Source organism: Kribbella sp. VKM Ac-2571 (assembly GCF_004362255.1).
GTDB lineage: Bacteria > Actinomycetota > Actinomycetes > Propionibacteriales > Kribbellaceae > Kribbella > Kribbella pratensis.
The window spans coordinates 296,033-317,202 of sequence record NZ_SNWS01000009.1 but is presented as its reverse complement, the minus strand read 5'-3'; the positions used below and the strand labels follow the sequence as shown (position 1 = coordinate 317,202).

19 protein-coding genes are annotated in these 21,170 nt (G+C 69.5%); 6 read left to right on the top strand and 13 right to left on the bottom strand.

Annotated elements, in window-relative coordinates; translation table 11 throughout:
- Nucleotides 1-35 precede the first annotated feature (35 nt).
- Nucleotides 36-1,028 (top strand): helix-turn-helix transcriptional regulator, encoded by a 993-nt coding sequence (locus EV651_RS21845; RefSeq protein WP_133787060.1) that lies wholly within the window; start codon nucleotides 36-38, stop codon nucleotides 1,026-1,028.
- Here EV651_RS21845 and EV651_RS21840 read toward each other — a convergent pair.
- Nucleotides 1,025-3,436 (bottom strand): glycoside hydrolase family 3 protein, encoded by a 2,412-nt coding sequence (locus EV651_RS21840; RefSeq protein WP_133787059.1) that lies wholly within the window; start codon nucleotides 3,434-3,436, stop codon nucleotides 1,025-1,027. The genes EV651_RS21845 and EV651_RS21840 overlap by 4 nt on opposite strands.
- A gap of 46 nt (nucleotides 3,437-3,482) precedes the next feature.
- Here EV651_RS21840 and EV651_RS21835 point away from each other — a divergent pair, with 46 nt between their 5' ends.
- The 4 genes from EV651_RS21835 to EV651_RS21820 all read left to right on the top strand — a co-directional run bounded on the left by EV651_RS21835 (nucleotide 3,483) and on the right by EV651_RS21820 (nucleotide 5,927).
- Nucleotides 3,483-4,067 carry a TetR/AcrR family transcriptional regulator gene (locus tag EV651_RS21835; protein WP_133787058.1) on the top strand — a complete coding sequence of 195 codons (585 nt, stop codon included), beginning with the start codon at nucleotides 3,483-3,485 and terminating at the stop codon, nucleotides 4,065-4,067.
- Between the two features lie 3 nt (nucleotides 4,068-4,070).
- A complete protein-coding gene (locus EV651_RS21830; protein WP_133787057.1) occupies nucleotides 4,071-4,877 on the top strand; it encodes a CPBP family intramembrane glutamic endopeptidase in 807 nt (268 codons plus the stop codon).
- A gap of 73 nt (nucleotides 4,878-4,950) precedes the next feature.
- Nucleotides 4,951-5,316 (top strand): hypothetical protein, encoded by a 366-nt coding sequence (locus EV651_RS21825; protein ID WP_133787056.1) that lies wholly within the window; start codon nucleotides 4,951-4,953, stop codon nucleotides 5,314-5,316.
- A 56-nt stretch (nucleotides 5,317-5,372) separates the two neighbouring features.
- Nucleotides 5,373-5,927 carry a GNAT family N-acetyltransferase gene (locus EV651_RS21820; RefSeq protein ID WP_133787055.1) on the top strand — a complete coding sequence of 185 codons (555 nt, stop codon included), beginning with the start codon at nucleotides 5,373-5,375 and terminating at the stop codon, nucleotides 5,925-5,927.
- Nucleotides 5,928-5,954: 27 nt separating this feature from the next.
- Here the strand turns inward: EV651_RS21820 and EV651_RS21815 are convergent, their stop codons facing one another.
- The 6 genes from EV651_RS21815 to EV651_RS21790 form a co-directional block, all read right to left on the bottom strand.
- Nucleotides 5,955-6,686: an amidohydrolase family protein gene (locus EV651_RS21815; protein ID WP_133787054.1), complete on the bottom strand. Its 732-nt coding sequence runs from the start codon at nucleotides 6,684-6,686 to the stop codon at nucleotides 5,955-5,957.
- The gene (locus tag EV651_RS21810; protein ID WP_133787053.1) at nucleotides 6,680-7,408 is read right to left on the bottom strand and encodes a hypothetical protein; all 729 of its coding nucleotides are present in this window, start codon (nucleotides 7,406-7,408) and stop codon (nucleotides 6,680-6,682) included. The genes EV651_RS21815 and EV651_RS21810 overlap by 7 nt, the downstream gene beginning before the upstream one ends.
- The gene (locus EV651_RS21805) at nucleotides 7,405-8,637 is read right to left on the bottom strand and encodes a DegT/DnrJ/EryC1/StrS aminotransferase family protein (RefSeq protein ID WP_133787052.1); all 1,233 of its coding nucleotides are present in this window, start codon (nucleotides 8,635-8,637) and stop codon (nucleotides 7,405-7,407) included. Before EV651_RS21805 ends, EV651_RS21810 begins: the two co-directional genes overlap by 4 nt.
- A gap of 16 nt (nucleotides 8,638-8,653) precedes the next feature.
- Nucleotides 8,654-10,612, bottom strand: a complete 1,959-nt coding sequence (locus EV651_RS21800; protein WP_133787051.1) for a hypothetical protein — start codon at nucleotides 10,610-10,612, stop codon at nucleotides 8,654-8,656.
- The gene (locus tag EV651_RS21795) at nucleotides 10,609-12,459 is read right to left on the bottom strand and encodes a PQQ-binding-like beta-propeller repeat protein (RefSeq protein ID WP_133787050.1); all 1,851 of its coding nucleotides are present in this window, start codon (nucleotides 12,457-12,459) and stop codon (nucleotides 10,609-10,611) included. Before EV651_RS21795 ends, EV651_RS21800 begins: the two co-directional genes overlap by 4 nt.
- 202 nt (nucleotides 12,460-12,661) lie before the next feature.
- A complete protein-coding gene (locus EV651_RS21790; protein WP_133787049.1) occupies nucleotides 12,662-13,876 on the bottom strand; it encodes a helix-turn-helix domain-containing protein in 1,215 nt (404 codons plus the stop codon).
- 88 nt (nucleotides 13,877-13,964) lie between these two features.
- On the opposite strand from EV651_RS21790, the gene EV651_RS21785 reads away from it, so the two are divergent.
- The gene (locus EV651_RS21785) at nucleotides 13,965-14,579 is read left to right on the top strand and encodes a maleylpyruvate isomerase family mycothiol-dependent enzyme (protein ID WP_133787048.1); all 615 of its coding nucleotides are present in this window, start codon (nucleotides 13,965-13,967) and stop codon (nucleotides 14,577-14,579) included.
- A 6-nt stretch (nucleotides 14,580-14,585) separates the two neighbouring features.
- Here EV651_RS21785 and EV651_RS21780 read toward each other — a convergent pair whose 3' ends face one another.
- The 6 genes from EV651_RS21780 to EV651_RS21755 form a co-directional block, all read right to left on the bottom strand.
- Complete coding sequence (locus tag EV651_RS21780; RefSeq protein ID WP_133787047.1) at nucleotides 14,586-15,359, bottom strand: endonuclease/exonuclease/phosphatase family protein; 774 nt, start codon at nucleotides 15,357-15,359, stop codon at nucleotides 14,586-14,588.
- A 16-nt stretch (nucleotides 15,360-15,375) separates the two neighbouring features.
- A complete protein-coding gene (locus tag EV651_RS21775) occupies nucleotides 15,376-16,383 on the bottom strand; it encodes a family 43 glycosylhydrolase (RefSeq protein ID WP_133787046.1) in 1,008 nt (335 codons plus the stop codon).
- Between the two features lie 154 nt (nucleotides 16,384-16,537).
- Nucleotides 16,538-17,098 carry a dihydrofolate reductase family protein gene (locus tag EV651_RS21770; protein ID WP_133787045.1) on the bottom strand — a complete coding sequence of 187 codons (561 nt, stop codon included), beginning with the start codon at nucleotides 17,096-17,098 and terminating at the stop codon, nucleotides 16,538-16,540.
- Nucleotides 17,098-18,327, bottom strand: a complete 1,230-nt coding sequence (locus EV651_RS21765; RefSeq protein ID WP_133787044.1) for an FAD-binding oxidoreductase — start codon at nucleotides 18,325-18,327, stop codon at nucleotides 17,098-17,100. The genes EV651_RS21770 and EV651_RS21765 overlap by 1 nt, the downstream gene beginning before the upstream one ends.
- The gene (locus tag EV651_RS21760) at nucleotides 18,308-19,156 is read right to left on the bottom strand and encodes an AraC family transcriptional regulator (protein WP_133787043.1); all 849 of its coding nucleotides are present in this window, start codon (nucleotides 19,154-19,156) and stop codon (nucleotides 18,308-18,310) included. Before EV651_RS21760 ends, EV651_RS21765 begins: the two co-directional genes overlap by 20 nt.
- An 18-nt stretch (nucleotides 19,157-19,174) precedes the next feature.
- The gene (locus EV651_RS21755; protein WP_133787042.1) at nucleotides 19,175-21,130 is read right to left on the bottom strand and encodes a potassium transporter Kup; all 1,956 of its coding nucleotides are present in this window, start codon (nucleotides 21,128-21,130) and stop codon (nucleotides 19,175-19,177) included.
- Nucleotides 21,131-21,170: the final 40 nt, after the last annotated feature.

Below are 21,170 nucleotides of genomic sequence, written 5' to 3'. Positions count from 1 at the left end.
TCGCGTCGCCTACAGTTTCGGGTGGAGGCGAAACGTTGTCCGAGTTCCTGGTCGATGCCGACACCCTCGTGAACGCGCGGTTCGGTACGTCGCAGCTCACCGAGACCGTGTCGGCGCTGAAGCTGCTGCGTGGTCCGGTCGAGCCGTGGTTCCGGCCGTGGAAGGACACGCACAGCGCCGCGTTTGAGGCGGCGGTGGCGGCGAATCCGATCTGGGCAGGGTTGCTGGAGGCCGCCTTCGGGCGGAGCTGGGTCGCTGACTTCCTGACCGTGCCGCCGCTCGAACCGGACCTCACGCTGGACGCGGAACTCGAGTACCTGACCTCGCTCGACGACGACCGCATCCGCGCGGACCTCAGCGTCGTACGGACGCCCCTGCCGCCGATCGTGCTCTCGTCGTCCGGGCTGGCCGCGGAGGCGGCGGAGTTGCTGCGGTGGGTGTGGCGGACGACGGTCGAGCCGGACTGGCCACGGCGGTTGCGGGTGCTGCAGGCCGACATCGTGTCGCGGACGGCGCGCCTCAGCGAGCAGGGGTGGTCCGGCGTACTGCGGGGTCTCGGACCTGACGTGCGGTGGCTCGGTGACGGACGGATCCAGGTGAACCGCTGGGACTACCCGGCGACCGACGTGCGCGGGCGCGACCTGATGTTCATCGCGGCGCACACCCAACGCGTCAACGTCAGTTGGCGGCTCCCGGATCGATTCGCACTGACCTATCCCGTGACCGGGATCTTCGCGACCACCGAAACGCCGGGTGAACCGCTGGTGCAGCTGCTCGGCCGCAACCGCGCCCGTATCCTGGTCGAGGCCGCCGAGCCGGTGAGCACAACGTTCCTCGTGGCCACCACCGGCCTGTCGCTCGCCACGATCTCGGACCACCTGCGCGTCCTGACCGAGGCCGGGCTGCTCGAACGCCGCCGTTCCGGCCGGTCAGTCCTGTACTGGCAGTCCGACACCGGCCGCCGGTTGTCCGGCGACCGGCGTCGAACCGCCCCGAGCCCTGATGAGCTCGTGCAGCCGGGCAGCTAACGGACCTCGAGCTCCGTGGAGAGCGGGAGGTCCGAAACCGACGAGCCGGCTCGGATCGTGAAGGCACCGGGTTCGACGGTCCAGCCCGTTGATTCGGTACTGTCCCAGTGCTCGAAGGCGTGCTCGTGCAGGTTGACCGTGATCTCACGGGCTTGGCCGGCCTCGAGGCGTACGACGCCGAACCCGGCCAGCCAGCGGACCGGGCGATTCACAGTGCTCTCGGGACGTTCGACGTACACCTGGACGACGTGCTTGCCGGCGCGGTCGCCGGTGTTGCGCACGGTCAGCGCGACGGACGACGGGTCGTTCGCGCGCAGGTCGGAGAGCTCCCAGGTGGTGTACCCGAGACCGTGACCGAACTCGTACGCCGGTTCGGTCCCCGCCTTGAGCCAGGCGCGATAGCCGATGTGGATGCCCTCGTCGTACCGGACGACGCCGTCCTCGGGGGTCACGTTGATGACCGGGACATCCTCCTGGTCGCGCGGCCACGTGGTCGGGAGACGACCGCCCGGCTCGGTACGGCCGAGGAGAACGTCGGACAGCGCGTCCCCGTATTCCTGACCGCCGAAGTACGTCGCGAGCACCGCGGCGACGTCGTCCCGCCAGGGGAGGAGCACCGGGGATCCCGCGTTCACGACCACGACCGTTCGCGGATTCGCGGCCGCGACCGCGCGGACCAGGTCGTCCTGCCGGCCCGGGAGCGCGAGCGAGGTGCGGTCGTAGCCCTCGGACTCGACCTTCGAGTTGGTGCCGACGACCACCAGCGCCACGTCGGCGTCCCGGGCCGCGGCGACGGCTTCGTCGATCAGGGCCTGCGGGTCGTCGTTGCTCGGCTCGACACCGACCGTGATGCTGAGCGCGTTGCTCAGGCCGCCCTCGACCTTGGGCAGGTCGAGCTCCACGCGTACGTCGATCGGCGTACCGGCCTCGACCTCGAGCGGCGTGGAGATCGACGGCGGGGAGAGCAGCGCGGCACCCAGGTCGTTGCCGACCGGGACCGCGGTGTCCTCGCGGAGAAGCTTGCCGTCGGCAAAGATCCGGCCGCGGCCGACCGACGCGAAACCGAGCTGGATCGCACCGGACTCGTCGGGCGTCCAGGTGGTGCGGAACTCGAAGACCGCCGACTCGCCGATCGGCGCGTTGCCGCCGAGGTACACGAGTGCGCTGGAGAAACGGTCCTCGGTGAACAGCTCGGACCCGTCGGCGCCGAGGAACCGCACGCGGGCGCCCGGCGTACCCGACTGCGGGTTCGTCATCGTGGCCGGCGGGAGCTCGGCGACGCCTTCCTGGACGACCGCGCCGATCGAGTACGTGATCTCGGCGTCCGGAAGCGCCTTACGCAACCCGTCGAGCGGCGAGACGACCTGCTCCGGAATCACGGTCGCGCTGCCGCCGCCTTGCGTGCGGGCGTCGCGGGCGTTGTGACCGATAACGGCTACCTTCTGCGGGTCATGCCAGGGGAGCGCGCCGTCGTTGCGGAGCAGGACCGTGCCTTCCGCGGCCGCCGTACGGGCGAAGGCGATGCCGTCGACCTGCGGCGGGTCGGCCGGCTTCTCGAAGCCCTCGAGGGCGCCGACGCGGGCCGCGAGCGCGAGCAGGCGACGGACCTTGCGGTCGATCGCGTCTTCCTTGATCTCTCCGGACCGGACGGCCTCGACGAGTGCGTCACCCCAGGCTCCGACGGGGCCGGGCATCGCCAGGTCCTGCGAGTGCTTCGCGCTCTCCAGGCTGCGTACGGCGGTCCAGTCGCTGACGACCACACCGTCGAAACCCCAGTCGGTGTTGAGCGGGGTCTCGAGCAGGTCGTTCTCCGACGCGGTCGCGCCGTTGATCGAGTTGTAGGCGCTCATCACCAGCCACGCCTTCGACTCGGTGACCGCTTTCTCGAAGGCCAGCAGGTACACCTCGCGCAGCGTGCGTTCGTCGACCACGACGTTCGCGGTGAAGCGGTCGGTCTCGAAGTCGTTCGCCACGTAGTGCTTCGGGGTGGCCCCGACGCCGAGCTCCTGCACGCCGGCGACGTACGCCGCGGCCAGGTCCGCGGTCAGGACCGGGTCCTCGCTGAACGCCTCGAAGTGCCGGCCGCCGAGCGGTGAACGGTGCAGGTTGATCGTCGGGCCGAGCACCACGTCGACGTTCTTCCGGCGCGCCTCGAGCGCCGACACCACGCCGTACCGATGGGCGATGCCGATGTCCCAGGACGACGAGAGGGCGGTCGCCGACGGGAGATTCAGCGACGGGTCGCGCTCGTCCCAGACCGCGCCGCGGACGCCGCTCGGTCCGTCGGACAGCACCATCGAACGCAGCCCGATCGCGGGCAGCGGGTGGGTGGACCAGAAGTCCTGGCCGGTCAGGATCCGGACCTTCTCCTCGAGGGAGAGCCGGCCGAGCAGGTCGTCGAAGTTCATGGCGATGATGCTACGGCTGAAAACCGAGTGATGCTAGGTTTTGGCCATGGCTACTTCCCGGGGTCCTTATGCGAAGGGTGTCGCGAAGCGCGCCGAGATCCTGCGGGCCGCTTTGGAAGTGATCGCGCGGCACGGGTACCGGAAGACGTCGACGCGCGAACTGGCCGCGGCGGCCGGACTCAGCGAGGCCGGGATGCTGCACTACTTCGGCTCGAAGGAGCAGCTGTTCGAGGCGGTGCTGCGGGCCCGTGACGAGGCCGATCTGGCACGGTTCGAGACCGGCGACCCGATCGACAACCTGACCGCGATCGTCCGCCACAACGGATCGGTGCCGGGCCTTGTGCAGCTGTACTCGACGTTCTCCGCCGAGGCCGGCGACCCGGAACACGGATCTCACCAGTACTTCGTGGAGCGGTACGCCGGGATTCGCGCGGCCCTCACCGACGCGGTCCGCGCCCGTCAGGCTGCCGGGACCCTCAACGCGTCGGCCGACCCGGAAACGATCGCGACGCTGCTGATCGCGCTCTCCGACGGTCTCCAGGTGCAGTCGCAGTACGAGCTGCAGGCCGATACCGCCGACCTCTTCAGCCACCTGCTCGACCTGCTGGGTGGTCCCACGCGGGATAGTTGAACCATGACGACCCCCGCCGACGACCCGCCCCCACCGGCAGCAGAGGCTGTGGATCCTGGCGTCAGTCGGTCGGTGCTCTCGCGGGAGGTCTGGCTGGTGCTGGCGCTCTCGCTGGGGGCGTCCGGGGTGGCGGCGATCATCTCCTTCACCGGCGTCCTCACCTCGGCGAAACCGATCAGCGGGCAGACCGCCGTGATCGTCGGTTCGCGCGCGCCAGGCCGCCCGTGGCTGGACCTGGCCTGGCAGATCTTCGCGGTGGTCACCGCGTTGGTGCCGGTCGCGCTGGTCGGTCATCTGCTCGCGCGGGGCAGAGAGTCGTTCCGGACGATCGGGTTCGACCTGCAGGACAGGATGCGCGACCTCGGACGCGGTACGGCGATCGCGGCCGCCGTCGGCGGAGCGGGCCTGCTGTTCTACATCGGTGCCCACGCGACCGGCGTGAATCTGACCGTGGACCCGTCGCAGCTGCCCGACCACTGGTGGCGGATCCCGATCCTGATCGCGGTCTCCGTGCAGAACGCCGTACTCGAGGAAGTCATCGTGCTCGGGTACCTGAACCACCGGCTCGACCAACTCGGCTGGTCGGTACGGCGGGCCACCGTGACGAGCTCGCTGCTGCGCGGTTCGTACCACCTCTACCAGGGACTCGGCGGGTTCGCGGGAAACGTGGTCATGGGCGTGATCTTCACCTACCTGTACCGGCGGTGGGGACGGATCATGCCGCTCGTCGTCGCGCACACCCTGATCGACACGGCCGCCCTGATCGGGGCGACGTACCTGCTCGGCAAAGTCTCCTGGCTGCCCAGCTGAGCACCAATTGAGCATTGGTCAACTGTCAAGACTGACACGTAACCGATCAGGGCCTGAACGGGTTGTTGGTGTCGTGACAGTTAACGGGGAAATCACCAGTCCGCCGGAGATCGATGCCGGCCTGGCCGCCGCGGCGCTTGCCGTGTTCGCGCACCGGCACGAGGTCGTCCATCTGCTGTACGCCGCCACCGACGAGCCGGACGCGCTCGCCCGGATCGGCGGCCTGCTGAAGGTCGACGAGGCGGCCATCGCACGGGTTCTGGACCAGCCGCTGCGCTGGATGCTTCCGCAGTTCCGCGCCGAACTGGAGACGATCGCGGCGACGCCGGGTTCGCCGGGCGCCGCAACCACGAGTGCCGCCACCAGGTCGGCTGCCAAGTCGTCCGGCGGGGCTCCGGCGGACGGTCCCTCGGATCTGCAGCCGGCGGCGACCAACTGAGCCTGCGGCACCAGTGACACCGGCAGGACGGACCGCTCCATCGATAGGTTGGAGCGGTGCACACGCATGGGCGGGACATCCTGGAGATCGCGGACGAACTGACCACGGCGTACGTCGAGGTGTTCACGGCGCCGCCGTTCGAGCACCGCGATCCCGAACAGACCCGGATCGCCTTCCGGAAGCGGCTCGAGACCGACGCGGAGCGGGACGGGTTCCAGGCGTGGATCGAGCGATCGGAGGACGGGCGGATCGCCGGGTTCCTGACCGGATGGACGACGCCGGCGCCGTTCCGGACCGATCGGTCGTACGGGAGCGTCCTCGCCCGGATCGGCCGCGAGCAGGTCGAGGAGCTGCTGATCGGCGCGTACGAGGTGGACGAGCTCGGCGTACTGCAGCACGCCCGCGGCACCGGCCTGGCCCGGCGTCTCCTCGAGACCGCCACGCGCGACAACAACCGCGCCTGGCTCCTCGCGTGGAACCAGAACCACGACGCGATCGCGTTCTACCGGCACCTCGGCTGGCAGGAGCCCGAGGTCCGCGGGCCTGAAACCGACATTCTGGTGTTCGTGGCCGGCGCCCCCGATCTCCGGAAAGAATCTGTCACCAGCTGACGAATTCTTTCCGGAAACCCGCGGTAGTCAGAGCCCGAACAGGGCGATGGCGTTGCGGTGGGTGACGGCCTCGTGTTCGTCGGGGGTGAGGTCGGCGGCCTCGAGCGCGCCGAGCGCGACCGACGGGTCGATGAGTGTGGCGTCGGTGCCGAACATCATCCGGCCGGGGTCGATCCGGTCCAGGACCCAGCGGATCCGGTTGGCCTCGGGCGCGGACCAGCACGGCTCGAACCAGACCCGGTCGCAGCGGTCCGCCGCCTCGGGGACCCGGGGCCAGCCGTTCGCGCCCATGTGACCGGCGAGCACCCGCGCCCCCGGGACCCGGGCGGCGACGTCGGCGAGATCGACGACGGTGTCGCCCCAGGTGTGGACCAGGGTGGGCAGCCCGTACTCGGTGGTGAGCTCGATCGCGGCCTGCATCGCGGGCGACGTCATCGGCGTCCGGCTGTACTCGGTGTGGATCTTGGCGCCGACCCACCGCGTCCGGCCGTCGCCGGCGAGGAGCTCGTCGAGGTCGGTCCGGGCCTCGTCCAGGCGGCGCGGGTCGACGACGACCATCCCGCGCAGCCGCGGATCGGCCGGGAGTTGCTCGGCGAGGGAGCGGTTGCCGAGCGGAGCGTCGTACACGATGGCCTCGATCGCCGAGACCAGTTGGAGGTCGATGCCGAACCGGTTGAGACCGTCGATGTTGGTGTCGATACTCGCGACGTCCATCGAGAAGAACCACGGTCCCCAGTGCGCGTGTACGTCGATCAGCATGCGGGCTCCAGCAGAGTCGTGAGACTGCGGCTTCCGGCCTGGGCGATCTCGTCCGGGCTGAGCTTGGACGACAGCAGCCGGCGGATCACCGAGCGGGTCTCGTGGAACGGCGTCCGGCAGCCGAGCACCAGCCGCTCGGCGCCGACCTCCGCGGCCACGATCTCCAGCGAGTCCGGTCCGGTGAGCATCCGGGTGGAGGTGTGGAACCCGGGCTCGGACCGGGCCAGCAGGACGAAGTCGCCGAGATAGTAGAAGTGCGTGTCCAGGAACACCACGCGGGCGCCGAGCCCGCGCAGCGCCGGGCCGACCTTGCGGACGTCGCCCTCGGTGAAGATTGTGAGCCCGGCGTCGACGAGCAGCTGCGCGATGTGCCCGAAGGCCGGGTACGTCGGCTCGACGCTCTGCGCGGTCGGCGCCAGCCGGATCGCCCGCGGCGGCGTGTCACTGGCCAGCTGACGATCCAGTTCCTTCTCCGCACCGAGCGGATCACGCAGGTCGAGCACCGGGCACGTCGTCCAGCCGTTGCCATCAGCAACCTGCCGCGCCTCGTCGTTCCCGGACGGTACGTCGAAGTGCACCGCCCGCAACCCGGACACGACGCCGCCGGAGATACCGCTCTCCGCGAACACCTTCGCGACGTTCTCGGGCCGCCCCCAGCGCCCCGTCGTCACGTCGTGCCCGACCAGGATGTCGCAGTCGAGCAGCAAGGGGGAATCGGTCATGATGCCTTCCGGGACAGGGCGTTGTGGACCTTGCGGATCGCCGCCACGATGTCGTCGACGTCGGATTCGGTGTAGTTCTCGTTCCAGCCGAGGACGAGCAGTTTGCGGTCGATGAGTTCCTCGGCGTTCGGGCACAGGCCGGCCGGGTACGAGACGTCCTGCAGCGGAAACCCGGACCGACCGTACGTGATCCGCTCGCGGACGGCGGGTGCGGCGTACAACGGGCTGGTCAGGTACCCACCGTTCGCCGGCACCCCCTCGGCGGTCAACGCCGCGGCCCATTCGCGCATGTCGCCGGCCGCCTCGGAAATGATCAACGGGTACTGCCAGTACACGTGGTCGTGCCCGTCGGGCGGGGCGGTGACGCCGACCAGATCCGCGATCCCGGCCGTCGCCCGCAATGCCGCCGTACGACGATCCTGGACGACGCCACGTAGACGGTTCAGTTGGGCGCGAGTGACCGAGGCGACGAGTTCGGTCATGCGGTAGTTGAGCGCGAGGAACAGGTAGGTCCGCTCGTCGGTGTCCCGTGGCCAGCCCTTGTCGGCGAACAACCGCATCCGGCGGGCGTGCTGCGCGTCGTCGGTCACCGTCAGACCGCCGTCGCCGGCGCTGATGTGCTTGGTCTGCTGGAGGCTGAAGCATCCGATGTGCCCGATCCGGCCGACGAACGTGTCGCCGACCGGCGCGAGATACGCCTGGGCGCAGTCCTCGATCAGCAGGATCCCGTGCTGGTCGCAGAGCTCACGCAACTCCCGGACGGCGGCCGGCTTTCCGAACAGGTGCACGACGATCACGGCCTTCGTGCGCGGCGTGATCGCGGCGGCCACGGTCTCGGGTGTCAGGTTTCCCGTGAGCGGGTCGACGTCCGCGAACACCGGAACGGCGTTCTGCATCATGATCGGGAACACGGTGCCCATGTCGCTGATCGGCGTGGTGATGATCTCGTCGCCGGGCTCGGGGTTCACGGCGGCGACAGCCAGGTGCAGGGCCGCGGTTCCCGAACTGCAGGCTACGGCGTACCCGGCGCCGAGCAGCGAGGCGAACTCGAGCTCGAGCGCGGGAACCTCCGTTCCCCAGGTCGCCGAGAGCATGCCGCTGCGCAGCACGCGCTCGACCGCCTTGACCTCGTCGTCGCCGAAGCGCCGGCCGCTGGCGTTCATCACCGACGGCAGCGGTTCCGTGCGCACCGGCGTACCGCCGTCACGGGCAAGCTGACTGTTCTCCATCAGACGAATCCTTTGCTTAGGGCAACGGCAGCTGGACTAGGTCGCGGTCGGCGAGGCCCCAGACCGAGTGCTGGGCGCTCTGCTGCACACCGCGGACCGGGGTCAGCTGCGGCACGGTGTACCACCCGTCGCCGAGCTTGTTCACGAGCAGTTTCGCCGTGCTGAGGCCCGGCCCGAGCTGGTACAGGTTCCCGCCGAAGTTCGTTTCACAGTAGACGCCGGTCGGATCAGTGTGGAGCTGGCCGTACCCGGACAGCTTGTTCGCGCCGCGGACGACGGCGCGCGTGCGCAGGTCGTACGTGAACCAGCCGCCGCTGGTTCGCTTCAGGACGCCGTACAGGATGCCGTCGTGAACGGCGACGCTCTGGATCGAGCGTTCTCCGGCGAGTGGCTCGGCGGTCCAGAGCAGTTCGCGGCGACCCACATCGAATGCCGCGATCGCCGCCGAGGTGCGGGTCGGCGGGACGCCCCCGCCGCCGACCACATCCCCGCCGAGGTACGCGATGCCGTCGGCGATCGAGACCGACAGCACGCTCTGGTCGGGGAGTACGCCGTAGTGCACGTCGAGTTCGCCGGTGCGTATGTCGAGCAGGGTGAGGGCGCCGGTCAGCTTCCCGGTGCCCGGTGCGGAGGCGATCGCGAGCAGCTTCGACTTCGGGTCGTACGCCGCCTGCCACGGCCGGAGCTGCTCGTGACCGATCGTGCCGAAGCTGTGCACCTCCTTGGTCCGCGGGTTGATCCGGACCACCTCGGTGCTCGGATACAGCGCGGAGTACAACTCGCCCCGGATCCAGCTCAGCGTCTTGGCCTCACCGGCAACCCGGAACCGGCGCGTGACGCCGGTGTCGATCGCGTGCTCGGCGACGACCCAGTGCCCGCCGACGTACACGTGCGGGTCGCCGATCACGATCGACTGCGGCTTGTCCGGCGCGGGTGTGAACCCGGCGTCGACGAGATCGAGCAGCTCGAACTCACCCGTCCCGACGTCGAGCCACCACAGCACGCCGGACCCGGTCGAGCCGAGCAGCGTGCTCGCGTCGAGCGTCACGAGACGGCGATGCTCGTCCGCGGGCGCCGGCGTCGCCACCTCGGTGAGACTGCTGTCCTGCGGCCCGCACGACCAGACCGTCCCCGACGTCCGGGTGGTCAGGTACGCCGTGCCGTCCGGGGCGACCGTGATCGCGTCGACGCTCGACTCGCCGTCGGGCAACGGCACGCTCCGTACGTCGCTGCCGTCGAGCGCCATGCTCAGCAGCGCCTGGCTGCTGCCCACGTAGATCCGGTCGCCGGCTCCCGCGAACGGGCCGAAGTTCTGCCCGCGGGACGCCTCGGGCGTGATGTCGCGGAAGACCCCGGTACTTCGGTCGTACCCGACCAACTGCGACGGCGTGTAGATCCCGGCGTACACGTAGTTGCCCGCGGCCCCGACGTACCGGCCGTACTGCGCACCGGGAACGGGGGCGCCGAGCTGAGTGACCGTGTTGGTCGCGGGATCGATCTGCCAGACGGCGCCGTTCGGGTAGCTGACCGCGAACACCTGGCCGTCGGGGGCCGTCGTCATGTCCCAGACGAAGCCGCCGGGACCGGCGAGCGCTCTCACGTGACTCACGGAGCCGTCGACCGGGTCGAAGCAGTAGACGTCGGCAGTCGGATAGAGCCCGCAGTAAACCTTGCCGGCGGCAACCGTGATGCCCCAGCCACCTTCGCCGGTCGGCAGCTCGACCGTCCTGGTCACGCGACGGGTGGTCAGGTCGACCTCGGTCAGGCGGGGCGGAACGATGCCGCGGCTGATGACGTAGGCGCGGCCGTCGTGCACCGCCATCGCGACGACGGCGGCTGTGACGACGGCAGGGCCGAACGTAGGCAGCGTGGAACCGTCGATGGGTCCGTCCTCCGCGTGAGCAGTGGCTGGGAGAGTGGTCAGGGCGCCGGTCGCGAGCACGCCGGCGAGAGCGGTACGGCGGGAGATGATCATCGGAGCCCTCCGATGCGGACGAGATCGCGGCCCTTGATCGTGTAGAGCGCGTTCCCGTCGTACGACGTGGTGATCAGCGGGTAGCTGTAGATCTGCGCTCCCAGGCCGTCGACCACGGTGCTCACGGTCGGGGTGCCGCTGGGGTTCGGCGTGATCTTGAAGACGCGCTTGTTGTCGGTGCCGTACAGGCCGGTGCGGGCGATCGTGAGCCGGCTCTGACCGGTCCCGAGCGTCGCGCTCGAGACGAGCTTGCCGGTCCCCGGATCGAGGACGGCGAGCCGGCCATCGTCGGTGGTCGCGTACAGCCGGCCGCGGTAGAGGACGAGATCGCTGTAGGTCTGCGCTCCGGACAGTGGGGCGGTCTCCCACAGCACCTTGTTACGGCGCTGGTCGAACGCGACGACGGTTGCCTCGGGCAAGATCGGGTCCGTGCCGAGGCTGTTGCGGGTCGCGCCGCCGAGGAACGCGATGCCGTCGGCAGTCGTCACAGAGCGGACCGACTGGTGCGGAACGACGCCGCGGTGCACCTCGCGGTCGCCGCTGTCCAGGTGCTGTTCGACGAGTGTTCCGTCGTACTTGCCGTAGTCGGGCTCGGTGGAGACCAGCCACGTCTGCGAGCGGTCGTCGTACGCGGCGTCGGTCGGGCGGGTCTGCTCGTTGCCGATCTGGCCGAGTTCATGCAGGTCGGTGCCGTCGGGCTTCATCTGCCAGAGGCGGGCCAGTGTGTAGACGCCCAGGTACACGTTCTTTCCGACCGGCGTCATCGTCTTCGCCTCGCCGGGCAGGAACGTGCGGGTGCTCGTGCCGGCGGCGAGATCGTGGACCTGGACGCCGGCCTTGCCGCTGACCAGGACGGACGAAGACGTGGCGGCGAGCGCCATCACCTGTTCGGGCGCGGGTGGCAGACCTGCCTGGCCCAGATCGGTGCCGGTGAAGGTTCCGCTCGCCTCGTCGAAGTCGACGACCTGGCTGGTCAGTTCGGCCCGTATGGTGCCGCTCGTCGACCTCTCGACGAAGATCCGGTTGAAGTACGCACCGTCGTACGGCGAACCGAGGCGCGTCAGCGCGGTGTCCCGGTATCGATAGAGCGTGCCGGACGGGCGGGTTCCGAGGTAGATGTCGTCGCCGCTCAGCGTGATGGCGGTGACGTACTGGTCGCCGCCGGGCGTCTGCACCTCGACCGGGTTGCTCAGGTCGGCGGTGTCGAAGACGAGCATTGTGCCGGTGGGGGAGAGGCCTGCGGCGAGCTTCGTCCCGTCGAGGGCCAGAGTGGCGACGAACGTGCGGTCCGCGTACTTGGCGGGCAGCACGTCGCGGCGGGCGCCGGTCGCGCGGTCGATGGCGATCAGGTGTGCCTTCGTGCCGACGCCGGCGTAGATCGTGGTGGCGTCGGCGGCGATGCTGCGGACGTACTGCTCACCGGCGATGGCGGCGCCGTACGACTTGGTGGCACCCGTGGCCGGGTCGTATTCGTGCACCCCGCCGTCGGGATAGGTACCGGCGACGATCTTGCCGTCCGGGGCCGCGGCGATCGACCAGACGAACGGGCCGAACTGCGCGACCTTGGTCGCGGTGCCGGTGGTCGTGTCGACCTTGTAGATGTCGCCGGGGGTGTAGAGGCCGATGTACAGGTCGGTGCCGATATGGGTCATGGCCCACGCCCCGGCGCCGGTCGGCAGGGAGAACTTGCGGTCGACGGTCTTGCCGACCGGGTCGAACGCGCCGACCTGGACGGGCGAGACGCCGGAGGTGACGGTCCAGATCCGGTCGCCGACCTGCTCGGCGACGCTGGTCGAGGTCACGGCGGACGCCGGACCGAGGCTGGTCACGGTCGGAGTTTCGGTCACGGCCGGAACTGAGGCACGGGCTGGCATGGCAGCGCTGTTTGGAGCAGATGTGCTCACCAGTCCTGTGCAGATGAGCAGAGCGGCAATCATTCCCCGTGCGAATCGCTTGTCCACAAGGCCTCCCGGGACAGTGCGTACCGAATTACGGTCATGGCTGAAATTAGCCGGACGCGCGTCAGTGCGTCAACCGTTCGGGAAATAATCAGAGATGAACGCGGTAGACCACGAGCGGGCGGCCGCTGCCGGTGCCGAGCTGGGTGCCGGTGGCATCCGCCAGTCCGGCGCGCTCGAGGCGGTTCAGGACGCGGCGCGCGGTCCGCGGCTGGATGCCGAGGTAGTCGGCGACGGAACGGGTGGTCAGCCCGTCCTCCGGGGTGGCGCGGACGAGCTCCTGCAGCCGCTCGAGGGTCGCCTTCGAGAGGCCCGCGCGTTGCGCGAGCAACTGCAGTTTCGAGCGCTGCTGAGCCCGTGGCGGCGCGCCGCCGACCAGCACGAGGTCGATGTCGTTGCGCAGCGACACGACGGCCGCCGTACGTCCGGCGGTCTTCGCCCGGCCGAGCGCGCGGCGGGCCAGCGCCTCGGTCTCGGTCCCGGACCCGCCGATGCCGAACCCGATGCGGACCGGTCCGAACTGCTCCTTCAACCGGGTCAGCATGCTGAGCTCGGTGAACGCCGCGGTCGCCTGTTCGAGCGGTCCGCGGGTCGCCACCACGAGCCAGCGCTTGTCGTCGTACCGGATGACGCTGCCGCCGAGAGAGCCGGCTTCGCGCCGGAGAGCGCTCTCGGCGTCCGGAGAAATCTCCACCAGGCCGAGCGCGATCTGCGCATCGTCACTGCGCAGAGCGTCGTGGACGAGGAGCAGACTGTTCACCGCCGAACGGACCGAGTGCACCGACGGCGCCAGCCGGAGGGTCGTCTGCTCGGTCCGGAGCTTCTCGTACGCCGACCGCAGACAGGTGATCGCGACGGTCGCGCCGGCCTCGTGGTGGAACGCGACGATGTCGTCGAGGCTCAGCCCGGGCCGGTACGGCAGCACGCGGACACCGCGCATCGGGAGCCCGACCTCGTCGAACGTCTCCCGGACGTCACCCTCGTCGAGTACGTCGATGCTGAGCGACGTCACGTCGTGCCCCTCGCGGAGCAGCTGGACCAGGGCGCGCATGAGGGTCGCGCCCGTGTACTCGACGTGCGCTGCGGGACGGTCCAGGAGGTCCTGCGCGGCGGCGATCTGGTACGGGACGACGCCGGTGAACAGCCACGCGTCAACACTGCCCGGCGCGTCGGCCATCACCTTGGGGGTGTCGGTCTCCCGGCGGTACCGGAGCGGGATCACCTCGACGCCACGGAGCCCTTTGATGATCCGGCTGGTGGAGGTGACCAGGTCCGACGGTCCTACTACTCCGATCGTCGTCACCACGCGTGGGCCCCCTCCTTCATGGGGGTCAGTCTCACCACAAGACCCCACCGCTGCAAGAACCCGCGCCGTGGTCGGTTACGTTCGCTTCATGGAGCGCGTTCTCGAGTGGATCGACGAGGGTACGGCGCTGTGCCGCGAAGCACTGGACGACCTCGAGGCGCCGTCGCTGCTGCCGGGATGGTCACGGCGGCATGTCGTGGCCCATCTGTCGCTGAACGCCGAGGCACTGGGGAACCTGGTGGAGTGGGCGCGGACCGGCGAGGAGCGCCCGATGTACCCGTCGCGCCAGGCGCGGGACGCGGACATCGAGGCCGGTACGTCGAGGTCGGCCGATGAGCTGCGGTCGTGGTTCGAGGCCGCGACGGCCGGGCTGAACGCGTCGATGGCGACGCTCACCGACGCACAGTGGCAGGCAGAGGTCCGCACGTCGCGGGGCGAGCCGATACCGGCGACCAGGATCCCCTGGATGCGCTCCCGCGAGGTGATGATCCACGCCGTCGACCTCGGCACCGGCCTCACCTTCGCCGACCTTCCCACAGATTTCCTCGAAGCCTTGTGCGAAGACATCCGCACCGAACGCGCCGACGTACCGCCCGTCAGCGGTCCACTCCCCGAAATAGCGGCATACCTAACCGGCCGCCCCTACGCGGAGGTGTTCTCCGCAGACGGGAAACCCGCCGGCGCGCTCCCTCCGTGGCTCTGAAACGCGTCACGGCGCGGAGATCGTGAGCTTGAGCTGAACTGCCTGGTGGCCGTCGCTGACCTGCCCCAGTTGCGTCATGCAGCAGTTGGCCAGCGCGGGGGAGTACATGAAGCCGTCGATGCGGTCGCCGCTGTCGGGGCCGTTGGGCTCGAGACCGGAGCGTTTCCCGATGTCGTTGGGGTCGGCGTCGACGGTCTTGTTCCAGTCGGCGCCCAGGACCGTGAACATGTCGGTGCGCTGGACGAAGTCGACCACGTTGCCGGACATCACGTCGTAAGGGCTCCCCGGTCCGGTCTGGCAGCGGCCGGGCGGCATGTGCAGGGATGCGATCCGCACCCAGCGGCCGTTGGTCAGCTTGATCTTGAGCTTCGCGATCCAGCGCGTCATGATCCCGCCGTCCGGGCACGGGCTCGCGTCGACGCCCTTCACCAGGTCCCAGTCGTCGACATCGGTGGCGACCGAGCGGCGGATCAGGACCGCGCTGCCGAGCCGGTCCTCGGAGTCGTTCTCGTTCGCGACCGTGCCGTGCCGGATGATCCACGTCGAGGTGTCGACGAAGTCGGCGAGCCTGAGGTTCTTGGCCTCCTGAAGGAAGACGACGTCCGCGTTCGGAGCGATCAGGTTGCGCCATTTCGCCGGGGTGGTCTCCGGTGCGCCGAAGTCGACGTTGGCGGTGACGAAGCGCAGCTGGACGGCGGACGCTGCCGACGCCGACTGGTTGGACACCGTGCCGGCGAGGACCGCGAGTACGGCGGCCAGCAACAGACTCGTTCTGCGCATCGACAACACCTTTCGGTCAGAGGAAGGCGCCGACGGACGGGGTGGCGTCGGTCGTCCAGTTGAGGATTGTGGCGTACAGGACGCGGCGGTGTGCGACGCCATTCGTGATCTGGCTGTCCGTGCAGGGCGACGTACCGGTGCCACACACCCAGCCGTGCAGGAAGACCCGCCAGCCGCCGTCGAGCGAGGGCGTGACGTCGGCGCCGCCAGGGCCGCAGAGGCTGGTGCTTCCGGACGTCATCAGCGAGTGCTCGGTAGCGCCGGCGAAGTTCCAGCGGTCCGTCGAGCGCAGCCAGACGGTGGCATAGCTGCAGTTGTCGTAGCCGTAGCGAGATGCGAACAGGACGTACTGCGAGCCTCGCTGCACCATCGTCGGGTTCTCGATGATCCCGTCGCGTTGCAGGAGTTCACGGCTGTCGCTGCCCGCCCAGTGCAGGCCGGCGTCGGTGAGGCGGACCATGCGCAGCGACGACGGGGTCTGCTGCGTCTTGTACAGCAGGAAGCGCCGCCCTTCGCTGTCCTGGAACGGCGACGGGTCGATCACGCCGGCGGCCGCGACCGGTCGCCCAGGTACGGCGTCCTCGCCGCCGAACCGTCCTCCGGGGCAGACGAGCGGGGTGTCGCCGATCGGCTTGTACGGTCCGCCGATGCCGCTCGACGTGGCGACACCGATGCAGCGCTGCCCGCCGAAGTTCTTCGCGACGGCCGAGTAGTAGAGGACGAACCCCGCCGTCGTCGACCAGGCATCCGGCGCCCAGACGTCGGCGCCCGTGTCCATCCAGGCCGGGGGCGTCGAGAGATCGAGCGCCGCACCGACGCTCTGCCACGGTCCGCTCGCGGTGTCACCACGGCTGACGCGACCCTTGGGGCCGGTCGTGAACGCGTAGAAGTCACCGTTGGCCCGCAATATGCCGGGATCGGCGACAGAGGTGTCCGGTGCGTAGACGGGACTCGGTGCCGCGGCTTGCGCGGGCAGTACGACCACCAGCGAGCTGACGACGGCGAGAACAACGGCCTTCCACATGCGGCCAACCTCCCAGGGGCGTGGGATCAGTCCGACCACATCTTGTGGCCAATTTCCACCATGCTCAAGGCCACAGCCCGAACATCTTTCCCGCCTGCGGTTAAGACTGCGTCCGCGCGAGAAGCTCGACTTGAGCCGACGGGTCCTACTGCGGTCACTTCACGATGCGGTAGCGGAGGTGGGTTACGTCGCGGGCGGGGAGTTGGCGGACTTGTTCGAGCTCTATGTACTCGGCGGGGAGGTTGTCGAAGAGTCGGCGGCCCTGGCCGAGGAGGACGTTGACTACGTGCAGTTCCAGCTCGTCGAGGAGGCCGGCGCGGAGGAGGGACTGGGCCGCGCCGGCGCCGTGGACCATCACGTCGCGGTCGCCGGCGGCCGCCAACGCCCGGGCGGCGCAGTCGGCGACGTCGGAAACGTAGACAGCGCTCCCCGGCGGTACGTCGTCCTCGGCGACGTGGTGGGTGAGGATGAACATCGGTACACCGTCGTGGTGGTCGCCGTTCCAGCGGCCGGCGTGCTCATAGGTACGACGGCCCGCGATGAGGGCGCCGGTCGCGAGCGACTCGCGGACCACCTGCCCGCTCGGTCCGTCGGAGTTGCGGTCGTCGAGCCAGTTGAACAAGCGGAATCCGCCGCGTCCCATGGGGTTCTCGGGACTGTCGTCGGGGCCGACCACGAAACCGTCGAGCGACATGGACATGTACAACCGGATCATCACGAACCTCCGAGGGATTGCGGGAAGTGAAACACGCCGGCGGGGTCGTACTTGGCCTTGAGGTCGCGGAGGCGAGGGTAGTTCGGGCCGTGGTAGGCGGTGTGCCACTCGGTCAGGTCGGGGTCGGGGAAGTTGGGGTAGACGGCCCCGGAGGCGTAGGCGTGGGCGATGGACCAGGAGCGGCGTACGGCGTTGCGGTCGGGGCCGGCGTGTTCCAGGAGGAAGCGCTCTGTGCGGTGCGCGAAGGCTGTCGCGTCGACGGGTACGCGGTTGTAGGCGCCGCCCATCGGCGTGAAGTTGAGTTCGCAGCCGGCGTTGAGGAGTTGGGTGATGGCGTCCGGTGGCAGCGGGGAGCGGAAGAACTCGGACTTGCTGTGGAGGATGCGGTTGTCCGGACCGCCTTCCGAGAGGCTGGCCTTGAGCTGGGGCCAGGAGAGGCCGGCGAGGAGGTCGATCTCGGGGGCGAGGGCGGCGAGAGAGCCGGGGTCAAAGGCTGTGAGGGTGGCGCCGAAGACCTGCACCTGGTTGGCGTTGACGGTCAGGCTGGCGGTGACCTCGTCCGGTGCGTCGGGGGCCCAGGACTGCCAGGCGGCGATCACCTCCGCGGCGCGGCTGCGTGGCCAGGTGAGTTTGAAGCGGGTCGCGGCCGGTGACGGTACGGCGTTGAAGACGAGGGCCGTGACCACGCCGAACTGGCCGCCGCCCGCACCGCGGAGTGCCCAGAACAGGTCGGACTCTCGCTCCGCGTCGCAGGTGACGACGTTGCCGTTCGCGAGTACTACGGTTGCGGCGACGAGGCGATCGCAGGTCAGCCCGTACCGGCGCCCGAGCAACCCGAGCCCGCCTCCCAACGTCAGCCCCGCGATCCCGACCGTCGGCCCACACCCCGCCGGAATCATCAGCCCGTACTCGTGCAACTCCCGATAAACCGAAGCCAGCCGCGCCCCAGCCCCGATCGTCGCAAGCGCCGCAGTGGACTCGACCGTGATCGTCGAGAGCGGGGAAAGGTCGAGCATGAGACCGGTGGTGGAGGAGCGGGCGGCGAAGCAGTGGCCGCCGCCGCGGGGAGTTACGGGAAGGTTGGCGGAGCGGGCGTACGCGAGCGCCTCGGTCACATCGGACGACGAGGAGCAGCGTGCAATCGCCGCGGGGCGGATGTCGGCGTACAAAGGCAGCGCGGGCTTCCGCAGTACGTCGTACAGCGAGTGGTCAGGCCCGATCAGTTCCATGGGCTGACGTTAGGACGCGGCGGCCGGGCTGTGCTTGAACGAAACGGTCGTACCACCCGGCGAGGAACGGCCGGTACGACGCCGAGTGGTCGTGACCGCAGTCGCAGCGATCCGCCTTGTCGCCGAGCAGTTCGCGCGGGGTCACCCCGGTCAGCCGCACGCACTCCCGCGTCAGATGCGCGTGGTCGGCGTACCCGGTCTCGGCCGCGAGATCCGACAGCCCGCTCCCGAACCCGGCCTGCGCCAACGCGAGATACCCCTGGAACCGCAGCGTCCGCTGCAACGCCTTCGGCCCGACCCCCGTCGCCGTCAGGCACCGCCGCCGCAACTGACTCTCCGACAACGCCAACCCGTCCGCCAGCTGAGCAATCCCTGTCGGCTCCCACGGCATCAACCGCCGCACCATCTCCGCCACGACCGGATCCGGCCGAAGCTCCCGCCCCGCCAGGTACCGCTGGACCGCGAGCAAGGCCGTCTGCGGATCGGCCGCATCGGCCACCGCGCACCCGAGAGCGTCCGCCGCGGGACCCCACAGCTCCACGGCACAATCGACGAGCTCGTCCGCCGGTACGCCGAGCATGGGCGTCCCCGCGCCCGGCATGAACCGCACGCCGACGATCGTCGTGCGCGGCGGAATCACCTGCAGATGCGCCCGGGTCAGCGGACCGATCAGCCGCGGTACGCCGCCGACCGGGCAATGCAGTTCGACCCCGCCCGTCGGCAGATCACGCTGCGGGTAGGGCTGCGATCCGGTGCGCTGGATCCAGACCGTACGGACGAGACCTGCCAGTGCGGGCACCGGCGCGCTCTCGTCGTACGTCTGCTCCATGCGTCGACCTCCAGGGGTCTACAACTCGATGTGCGAGCCGATGATGACCGTGCGGTCGCGGGGGAGACCGAAGTGTTCGGCGGCATCGGCGGTGATGTGCGAGGTGGCGAGGAACAGCTGCTTGCGCCAGCCCGCCATCGTGGCGGCCTTGCCCCGGCGGAGCTCGATCTTGGACAGGAAGTACGACGCCTTGTCGAGATCGAGCGGACCCTCGGACTCGTCCGGCTCCAGCTGCGCGAGGGCGGCCGGCACGTCGGGGGCCTCCATGTACCCGAACTTGATCGTGACATGCGTGATGCCGTCGTCGGCGTACCCGAGCTCGTTGACCGTGACCCGATCCTCCTCGGCGACCCGCGGCACCGGCTCGGTGTCGATCGCCACGATCACCACGTGCTCGTGCCGGACCTGGTTGTGCTCGACGTTCGCCCGCAGCGCGAGCGGAGCGCTGACGCCGCCGCGGTTCAGGAAGATCGCCGTCCCCGGCACCGTGCGGATCGGCATCTTGCCGGAGCTCAACTCGTCGATGAACTCCTGCAGCGAACCCTCGGCGCGTTCCCGCTCGGCTGTCACGACCTCACGGCCGCGCTGCCAGGTCGACATCACGGTGAACGCGGTGACCGCGATCAGCAGCGGCAGCCACGCGCCGTGCACGAGCTTGGTCAGGTTCGCCCCGATGAACAGCAGGTCGACCGCGAGCAGCGGGACCGCGCCGAGCGCGATCAGCCACTTCGGCACGTTCCAGCGGTAGTGCGCGACGTAGAAGAACAGCAAGGTGGTGATGCTGATCGTGCCGGTCACCGTCATGCCGTACGCGTACGCCAGGGCTGCCGAGCTGCGGAACGCGAAGATCAGCGTGAGGACCGATGCGAACAACAGCCAGTTCACGAACGGGACGTAGATCTGGCCCACCGTCGTCGCCGAGGTGTGCGTCACGCGGAGTCGCGGCAGGTACCCGAGCCGGGCGGCCTGGGACGCGACCGAATAGGCGCCGGTGATCACCGCCTGCGACGCGATGACCGTCGCCGCCGTCGCGAGCAGCACCAGCGGCAGCCGGCCCCAGTCCGGGACGAGCAGGAAGAACGGGCTACTGATGTTCGCGTGGTCCTTCAGGATCAGCGCGCCCTGACCCATGTAGTTCAGGGTGCCGGCGGGCAGGACGAGGAACAGCCAGCCGCGGCTGATCGCCTTGCGGCCGAAGTGCCCCATGTCGGCGTACAGCGCCTCGGCGCCGGTGACGGCGAGCACGATCGCCGCGAGCGCGAAGAACGCGATGTGGAAGTGCCCGGCCAGGAACCCGATCGCGTACGTCGGGGACAGCGCCTCGAGGATCGCCGGGTGCTCGACGATGCCGACGATCCCGGCCGCGCCGATCACCGTGAACCACGCGATCATGACCGGCCCGAACACCCGGCCGACCGACTCTGTCCCGCGGCGCTGGACCAGGAACAGCACGACGATGATCACCGCGGTGATCGGTACGACGTACTCGGCCAGCGACGGCTGGACGACCTTGAGGCCCTCGACCGCGGACAGTACCGAGATGGCCGGGGTGATCATGCCGTCGCCGAAGAACAGCGACGCCCCGAACAGGCCGACCGCGGCGAGGACGGTCGCGGCCCGGCGGCGGCCCGGGTGCGTGGCACGCCAGCGCCGCAGCAGCGTGATGAGCGCCATCACGCCGCCCTCGCCGTCGTTGTCCGCGTGCATCGCCAGCAGGATGTAGGTGGCAGTGACGATGATCATCACCGACCAGAAAATCAGCGACACCACGCCGTACACGTTGTGGTCGCTGACCGGCACCGGGTGCGGGTCCTCGGGGTTGAAGACCGTCTGCAGGGTGTAGATCGGGCTGGTCCCGATATCCCCGAAGACCACACCGAGTGCGCCGACGACCACTGCGAGTTTGGCCGTGTTGTGGGCGTTGGGCGCGTGCGCTTGCGCAGCCTCCGCCGTTTCCGCCTGCTGATCCGTCACGTCCCCGGACGATACCCGCCCCAGGAGCCAGCGCTGCACA